The 7549-nt window shown below is 64.7% G+C and carries 9 protein-coding genes and 1 other RNA gene; 6 read left to right on the plus strand and 4 right to left on the minus strand.

Annotated elements, in window-relative coordinates; all coding sequences use genetic code 11:
* Nucleotides 1-10: 10 nt before the first annotated feature.
* The 4 genes from IDM28_RS23620 to IDM28_RS23635 form a co-directional block, all read right to left on the minus strand.
* Nucleotides 11-619: a 5-formyltetrahydrofolate cyclo-ligase gene (locus IDM28_RS23620; RefSeq protein WP_101315269.1), complete on the minus strand. Its 609-nt coding sequence runs from the start codon at nucleotides 617-619 to the stop codon at nucleotides 11-13.
* Between the two features lie 80 nt (nucleotides 620-699).
* A non-coding RNA gene (gene ssrS / locus IDM28_RS23625) (6S RNA) lies at nucleotides 700-879 on the minus strand.
* Between the two features lie 17 nt (nucleotides 880-896).
* Entirely contained in the window at nucleotides 897-1214 is a 318-nt protein-coding gene (locus IDM28_RS23630; RefSeq protein ID WP_101315271.1) for a cell division protein ZapA, read from the minus strand.
* Nucleotides 1211-1420: a TIGR02449 family protein gene (locus IDM28_RS23635; protein ID WP_101315273.1), complete on the minus strand. Its 210-nt coding sequence runs from the start codon at nucleotides 1418-1420 to the stop codon at nucleotides 1211-1213. The genes IDM28_RS23630 and IDM28_RS23635 overlap by 4 nt, the downstream gene beginning before the upstream one ends.
* 153 nt (nucleotides 1421-1573) lie before the next feature.
* Here IDM28_RS23635 and IDM28_RS23640 point away from each other — a divergent pair, with 153 nt between their 5' ends.
* From IDM28_RS23640 to IDM28_RS23665, 6 genes are all read left to right on the plus strand, one after another.
* On the plus strand, nucleotides 1574-2128 hold the full coding sequence (locus IDM28_RS23640) for a YecA family protein (RefSeq protein WP_101315275.1): 555 nt from the start codon (nucleotides 1574-1576) through the stop codon (nucleotides 2126-2128).
* A gap of 20 nt (nucleotides 2129-2148) precedes the next feature.
* Nucleotides 2149-3483, plus strand: coding sequence for a Xaa-Pro aminopeptidase (gene pepP / locus IDM28_RS23645; RefSeq protein WP_150570424.1), 1335 nt, complete (start codon nucleotides 2149-2151; stop codon nucleotides 3481-3483).
* Nucleotides 3480-4679, plus strand: coding sequence for a 2-octaprenyl-6-methoxyphenyl hydroxylase (gene ubiH / locus IDM28_RS23650; protein WP_188036975.1), 1200 nt, complete (start codon nucleotides 3480-3482; stop codon nucleotides 4677-4679). The genes pepP and ubiH overlap by 4 nt, the downstream gene beginning before the upstream one ends.
* Nucleotides 4676-5158 carry a DUF4442 domain-containing protein gene (locus IDM28_RS23655; protein WP_103435608.1) on the plus strand — a complete coding sequence of 161 codons (483 nt, stop codon included), beginning with the start codon at nucleotides 4676-4678 and terminating at the stop codon, nucleotides 5156-5158. Before ubiH ends, IDM28_RS23655 begins: the two co-directional genes overlap by 4 nt.
* 3 nt (nucleotides 5159-5161) lie before the next feature.
* Nucleotides 5162-6385 carry a 2-octaprenyl-3-methyl-6-methoxy-1,4-benzoquinol hydroxylase gene (locus tag IDM28_RS23660; RefSeq protein WP_103435609.1) on the plus strand — a complete coding sequence of 408 codons (1224 nt, stop codon included), beginning with the start codon at nucleotides 5162-5164 and terminating at the stop codon, nucleotides 6383-6385.
* An 87-nt stretch (nucleotides 6386-6472) separates the two neighbouring features.
* Nucleotides 6473-7474, plus strand: a complete 1002-nt coding sequence (locus IDM28_RS23665; RefSeq protein WP_188036976.1) for an extracellular solute-binding protein — start codon at nucleotides 6473-6475, stop codon at nucleotides 7472-7474.
* Nucleotides 7475-7549 lie beyond the last annotated feature (75 nt).

Consider the following 7549-nt stretch of genomic DNA (forward strand, 5'->3'; position numbering starts at 1 on the left):
CATTGCGCGCTCAATTGCGCGCCAGGTACCAGTGGCGGTCCGAGACCGTGCCTTGCAGCGGTACATCCCAACTGGCCTGCGCCAGACGCTCGACCTTCTGGCATTCATGCGCCAGGCCCAGCAGCAGCGGTTTCTTCCAGGTCTTGCGCCGGCTCTGATAGGCCAGGCTGCGGTCATAGAACCCGCCCCCCATGCCCAAGCGGCCACCCACTTCGTCAAACCCGACCAACGGCAGCAGGATCAAGTCCAGCGCCCAGATTGGCCGTTGCCGCTTGCGCTCGATTACCGGCTCCGGGATGCGAAAGCGATTGCGCTTGAGCACCTCACCCTGGTCGTAACGCTGAAACACCATGCGTGTGGCCGGCCAGGCGTGCAGCACCGGCAGGTAGATCCGCTTGCCGCGCCGATGGCCCTCGCGCAGCAGCAGGCGCGGGTCGATCTCGCCGTCATTGGGCAGGTACAGGGCAATGTGGCGGGCGCGGCGGAATAACGGATGCTGGGCCAGCTGACGGTACAGGCCGCGAGACGCCTGACGCTGTTGTGCAGGCGTAAGGGCGCGGCGTGCGTTACGCAGCTGGCGACGAAGTTGCGGGCGGGTGAGGGGCGCGGTGTCGGTCATGGCACAGAGGTCCCGGAGGTGTCGGCCGCCGTGGCGGCCAGACCAGTTGCCCGCCAGAGCAGGCGAGCAATGCAGAATTCAGGCTCCCCGATAAGACCGCTATCGGCGTAGCCCTTGAACCCGAAAGTTCAAGGTGGAGATTGCAGGGGGCGTTAAGGCTTTCCGTCGGGCGGACATGCACACCGGCCCCAGCGTGCAACCCCCGTGGTTGTGCGTATCGGCTCAGGGACATAACCGACTGGCGCATCTCCCAGGGAGTGACGCCAGTATACCGATCTCAGCCGTTTTTGGTACCCGTGTCGTCGGCCAATGCGCTGTCGACGCGCTCGAGCAGGTCACGCACCTGCTCGCGGGTAGTACCGCCGCTGGCCACTTCAGGGGTTTCCTGGCGGTGGAGCATTTCGTGGGTAATGTTCAAGGCCGCCATCACCGCAATGCGATCGGCGCCGATGACTTTGCCGCTGCTGCGGATCTCGCGCATCTTGCCATCCAGATAGCGCGCGGCGCTGACCAGGTTGCTGCGCTCTTCGGGCGGGCAGATGATCGAGTAGTCTTTGTCGAGGATCTGTACGGTGACGCTATTGCTTGAACTCATGAGTCTTGCTCCAGGGCCTTGAGCCGCAAGATCATGGATTCGACCTTACGCCTTGCGATCTCATTTTTTTCAATGAGGTGGGCGCGCTCTTCGCGCCAGGAAGTTTCCTGCGCTAATAGGAGTGCATTTTGCCGTTTAAGTTGCTCGACGCGCTCGATCAGCAGCTCGAAACGGCTCATCAGCGCTTGCAGGTCGTTGTCTTGCATGGGGGGCACTCGTTTCGCTCCATCGTTTACGGCCTGGCCATGATGCCGGTGCCGGGCCTTGGGCGGCCAGTGCCGATGGTCTTGGCGCGCCTGCCGGTGCTAGGATACAAGGTCTTCATTCTAGACATTGCGCCGTCTGGCGCCTAGCAGCCCATGCCTAATACTCAATCGCCGTACACCGCTTTCGCCGCACTGCTCTCGAGCAACGGTCACCCTGTCTCCCCCGCCGAGCTGCACGGCCTGTTGATTGGCCGCAGCTGCGCCGGCGCAGGCTTCGATGCCGAGGCCTGGTTGGCCGACGCCGCCAACGCCCTCGAGGTCGAACCGAACGACTCTGTGCGCAACGCCCTGATCGGCCTGCAGGAGATGGTCAAGGCCGAACTCACCGGCGATGACGTCGCCCTGGTGCTGTTGCTGCCGGGTGATGAACAACCGCTGACCGAACGTGCCGCCGCCCTTGGCGAATGGTGCCAGGGCTTCATCGCCGGCTTCGGCTTGAACGCCGGTGGCAAGGACCTGTCCACCGAAGCCAAGGAAGTGCTGCAGGACCTGGTGGCGATTTCGCAGGTGCAAGACGCCCTGGAAGAATCCGAGGACGGCGAGAGCGACTACATGGAGGTCACCGAGTACCTGCGCGTCGCGCCGCTGCTGCTGTTCACCGAGCTGGCCGCGCCAGTTGCGCCTGCCCCCAAGCCATCGCTGCACTGATCAATCGGGGTCGTCTGCCCATGAGCCACATACCCAAGGCCGAGTATGCCCGTCGGCGCAAGGCGCTGATGGCGCAGATGGTCCCCAACAGCATCGCCATCCTGCCCGCCGCTGCGGTTGCCATTCGCAACCGTGATGTCGAGCACGTGTACCGTCAGGACAGCGACTTCCAGTACCTCAGCGGCTTTCCCGAGCCTGAGGCGGTGATTGTTCTGATCCCCGGTCGCGAGCATGGCGAATACGTGCTGTTCTGCCGTGAACGCAACCCGGAGCGCGAGCTGTGGGACGGCTTGCGTGCCGGTCAGGAAGGTGCCCTGCGCGAGTATGGCGCGGACGATGCATTTCCGATTACCGACATCGACGAGATCCTGCCGGGCCTGATCGAAGGCCGCGAGCGGGTGTACACGGCGATGGGCAGCAACCCTGAGTTCGACCGGCGCTTGATGGACTGGATCAACCTGATTCGCTCCAAGGCCCGTCTCGGTGCGCAGCCGCCCAACGAGTTCGTTGCGCTGGATCATCTGCTGCACGACATGCGCCTGTATAAATCGGCAGCAGAAGTGAAGGTCATGCGCGCCGCTGCGGCGATTTCTGCGCGGGCCCATGTGCGGGCGATGCAGGCCTGCCGGGCGGGGCTTTACGAATACAGCCTGGAGGCCGAGCTCGATTACGAGTTTCGCAAGGGCGGGGCGAAGATGCCGGCCTATGGCTCGATCGTCGCTGCTGGGCGTAATGGCTGCATCCTGCACTATCAGCAGAACGACGCCGTGCTCAAGGACGGCGACCTGGTGCTGATCGATGCCGGCTGTGAAATCGACTGCTATGCCAGCGACATCACCCGCACGTTCCCGGTCAGCGGGCGTTTTTCTGCTGAGCAGAAAGCCATCTACGAGCTGGTGCTCGAAGCCCAGGCTGCGGCCTTTGCCGAGATCGCCCCAGGCAAGCACTGGAACCACGCCCATGAGGCGACGGTGCGGGTGATTACCGCAGGCCTGGTGCGGCTGGGCTTGCTCAAGGGCGAAGTGCAGGCGCTGATCGACAGCGAGGCCTACCGCGCGTTCTACATGCACCGCGCCGGGCACTGGCTGGGGATGGATGTGCACGATGTCGGCGAGTACAAGGTCGGCGGCCAGTGGCGGGTGCTCGAAGTGGGCATGGCGCTGACCGTCGAACCCGGCATTTACATCGGCGCCGACAATCAGGCCGTGGCCAAGAAGTGGCGCGGTATCGGCATCAGGATCGAGGACGACGTGGTGGTTACCAGGCAGGGCTGTGAAATTCTTACCTCCGGCGTGCCGCGGACGGTTGCCGAGATCGAGGCGCTGATGGCCGCTGCCCGCGAGCAGGCGGCATGAGCCGGGTCAACCTGGCAATCATCGGCGGCGGCCTGGTCGGCGCCAGCCTGGCGCTGGCGCTGCAGGCTGGGGCCAAGGCGCGTGGCTGGAAAATCCTGCTGATCGAGCCGTTCGCTCCTGGCGATGCGTTTCAGCCAAGCTACGATGCGCGCTCGTCGGCGTTGTCGTTCGGCACCCGGCAGATCTACCAGCAGTTGGGCCTGTGGCCGGCCATCAGCCAGCGCGCCGAGCCGATTCTGCAGATTCACGTGTCCGACCGCGGTCGCTTTGGCGCCACCCGCCTGGACGCCAGCGAAGAAGGCGTGCCGGCGCTGGGCTATGTGGTGGAAAACGCCTGGCTCGGCCAGTGCCTGTGGCAGGGCCTGGACCCGGAAGTGGTGAGCTGGCGATGCCCGGCCGAGGTCAAGGCGATGCGGCCGATCGAGGGCGGTTACCGCTTGCAGCTGGATGACGACACCAGCCTTGAGTGTGACCTGGCTGTGCTGGCTGACGGTGGTCGCTCGGGCTTGCGCGAGCAGCTGGGCATCCATGTGCAGCGCCGGCCTTATCAGCAGAGTGCCTTGATCGCCAATATCACCCCCGGTGAGGCCCACGGCGGTCAGGCCTTCGAGCGCTTTACCGAACAGGGGCCTATGGCTTTGCTGCCATTGCCGGACAACCGCTGCGCGCTGGTCTGGACCCGCCAGGGGATGGACGCCAAGCGCCTGGCCGAGATCGATGAGCGCAACTTCCTCGCCGAGCTGCAGCAGGTCTTTGGCTTCCGCCTCGGCGCACTGCGCCAGGTTGGCGCGCGGCATCTGTACCCGCTGGCGCTGGTGGCTGCCAGCGAGCAGGTGCGCCCGCATCTGGTGGTCCTCGGCAATGCCGCGCACAGCCTGCACCCGATTGCCGGGCAGGGCTTCAACCTGTCGCTACGCGATGTGCAGGCGCTGGCTGAAGGCTTGCTGGCCGGCCCGCCGCACCCCGGCGACCTGGCGACCCTGCAGACCTATCAGCAGCGGCAGCAACTCGACCAGAGCCTGACCATCGGCTTCTCCGATCAGGTCACGCGGATGTTCGGCAGCAGCCAGCCGTTGCTGGCCACTGGACGCAACCTGGGTTTGCTTGGCCTTGATCTGTTGCCACCGGCCAAGCGCTGGTTCGCCCGCCAGGCGATGGGCCTGGGCACCCGCAGCGATCTGCGGGGCCGCCTGTGAGCGATTCGCGTCGGCTGGCGCGCAAGGCCCGCATGCTGCGCTGGTTGCTGAATATCTACCCGCCGTACCTGGGTGCTGGTATTCGGGTGCAGCAGATCAGCCCCGACATGAGCCACATCAAAGTGCGCATGAAGCTCACCCGCTGGAACCGCAACTACGTCGGCACCCAGTTCGGCGGCAGCCTGTATTCGATGGTCGACCCGTTCTACATGCTGTTGCTGATCGAGCGTCTGGGCAGCGAGTACATTGTCTGGGACAAGGCCGCCAGCATCGACTTCATCTCACCGGGCAAAGGCCCGGTGTATGCCGAATTCAACGTCGATGACGCGCTGCTGGCCGAGATTCGCCAGCAGACCGCCAGCGGCAAGAAGTACCTGCCGCGGCTGCAGGTCGACATCCGCGACGGTGCCGGTGAACTGGTGGCGCGGGTCGATAAAACTCTTTATGTACGGCTCAAGCCGCAAGTGAGGCAGGCGTAAGGCATGGAAACGCGCGCAGATGTACTGATTGTCGGTGCCGGTATGGTCGGCAGCGCCCTGGCCCTGGCATTGCGCCACAGCGGCCTGCAAGTTGTCCTGCTCGACGGCGGCCCATTGTCGGTCAAGCCGTTTGACCAGCAAGCCGCGTTCGAGCCGCGGGTCAGTGCCTTGTCGGCAGCCAGCCAGCGCATCCTCGAGCGCCTCGGCGCTTGGGATGGCATCGTCGCCCGGCGCTTGTCGCCGTACACCGACATGCACGTGTGGGACGGCAGCGGCACCGGCCAGATCCACTTCTCGGCGGCCAGTGTGCACGCCGACCTGCTGGGCCACATCGTCGAAAACCGGGTAGTCCAGGACGGCCTGCTGGAGCGCTTGCTCGACAGCGACATCGGCCTGCTGGCCAATGCCCGCCTGGAGCAGATGCGCCGCTCCGGTGATGAGTGGCTGCTGACCCTGGCCGATGGCCGTCGCCTGCGCGCACCACTGGTCATCGCTGCCGATGGCGCCAACTCGGCGGTGCGCCACCTGACCGGCTGCGAAACCCGCGAGTGGGACTACCTGCACCAGGCCATCGTCACCAGTGTGCGCTGCAGCGAGGCGCACCAGGCCACCGCCTGGCAGCGCTTCACCGACGAGGGGCCGCTGGCCTTTCTGCCGCTGGCGCGTGATGGCGGCCAGCAGTGGTGCTCGATCGTCTGGTCGACTACCCCAGAGCAGGCCGAGCAACTGATGAAGCATGATGATGCCGCCTTCGCCGAGGCGCTCCAGCGCGCCTTCGAGGGGCGTCTGGGTCAGGTCCTTGAGGTTGACCCTCGGGTCTGCGTGCCGCTGCGCCAGCGCCACGCCAAGCGCTATGTGGCTGAAGGTCTGGCATTGATCGGCGATGCCGCCCACGTGATTCACCCGCTGGCCGGGCAAGGCGTCAACCTTGGCTTTCTTGATGCCGCCGTATTGGCCGAAGAACTGGTACGGGCCTGCGAGCGCGGCGAGCGGTTGGCGGATGTGAAGGTACTGAGCCGCTACGAGCGCCGGCGCATGCCGCACAACCTGGCGCTGATGGCGGCCATGGAGGGCTTCGAGCGGCTGTTCCAGGCCAATCCGTTGCCGCTGCGCTGGCTGCGCAACAGCGGTTTGAAGCTGGTCGAGCAACTGCCTGAGGCCAAGGCGCTGTTCGTGCGGCAGGCGCTGGGTTTGTCTGGCGATCTGCCGGAACTCGCCCGGCCCTGACTGCAACATCTGGTAACTGCTCAGCGGGTGAGCTGCTTAATGGTATTCACTACCATTCGCAGCTCAATCACCCGCGAGGAATACCCGATGTTGCCACGCAAGCACCTACTGGCCGCCCTGGCCCTGACCCTGTTCGGCGGCACTGTGCAGGCGGCGGACGAAGTGGTGGTGTACTCCTCGCGCATCGATGAGCTGATCAAGCCGGTGTTCGACGCCTACACGGCCAAGACCGGGGTCAAGATCAAGTTCATCACCGACAAGGAAGCGCCGCTGATGCAGCGCATCAAGGCCGAGGGCCAGAACGGCGTGGCTGACCTGCTGCTGACCGTGGATGCCGGCAACCTCTGGCAGGCCGAGCAGATGGGCATTTTGCAGCCGATCAAGTCGGACATTATCGACGCCAACATCCCCCCTCAGTACCGCGCCAAGTCGCATGACTGGACCGGTCTGAGCCTGCGTGCGCGGACCATCGTCTACTCCACCGAGCGGGTCAAACCGAGCGAGCTGAGCACCTACGAGGCGCTGGCCGACAAGCAGTGGGAAGGGCGCCTGTGCCTGCGCACTGCGAAAAAGGTCTACAACCAGTCGCTGACCGCGACCATGATCGAGACTCACGGCGAGGCCAAGACCGAGGAGATCATCAAGGGCTGGGTCGGCAACCTGTCCACTGACGTGTTCTCCGATGACACCGCTGTGCTACAGGCCATCGAAGCCGGCCAGTGCGACGTGGGCGTGGTCAACACCTACTACTACGGCCGCCTGCACAAGCAGCAGCCCGATCTGCCGATCAAGCTGTTCTGGCCGAATCAGGGTGACCGTGGCGTGCACATCAACCTCTCGGGCATCGGCCTGACCAAGCATGCGCCGCACCCGGAAGCGGCGAAAAAACTGGTGGAGTGGATGACCGGCGAAGAAGCGCAAAAGCTGTTTGCCGACATCAACCAGGAGTTCCCGGCCAACCCACAGGTCAAGCCATCGGCTGAAGTGGCCGCCTGGGGCACGTTCAAGGCCGACAGCCTGCCGGTGGAAGTGGCCGGCAAGCGTCAGGCAGAGGCGATTCGCCTGATGGATCGGGCTGGCTGGAACTAAGCGCCAGGCTTTATGCTTGAAATTCCCTTCGGGGTGATGCCGGTCAGTTAAGCCAATGGGGCTGCTCTGCAGCCC

Source organism: Pseudomonas sp. EZ-C24 (assembly GCF_014525325.1).
GTDB classification, from domain to species: domain Bacteria; phylum Pseudomonadota; class Gammaproteobacteria; order Pseudomonadales; family Pseudomonadaceae; genus Aquipseudomonas; species Aquipseudomonas shirazensis.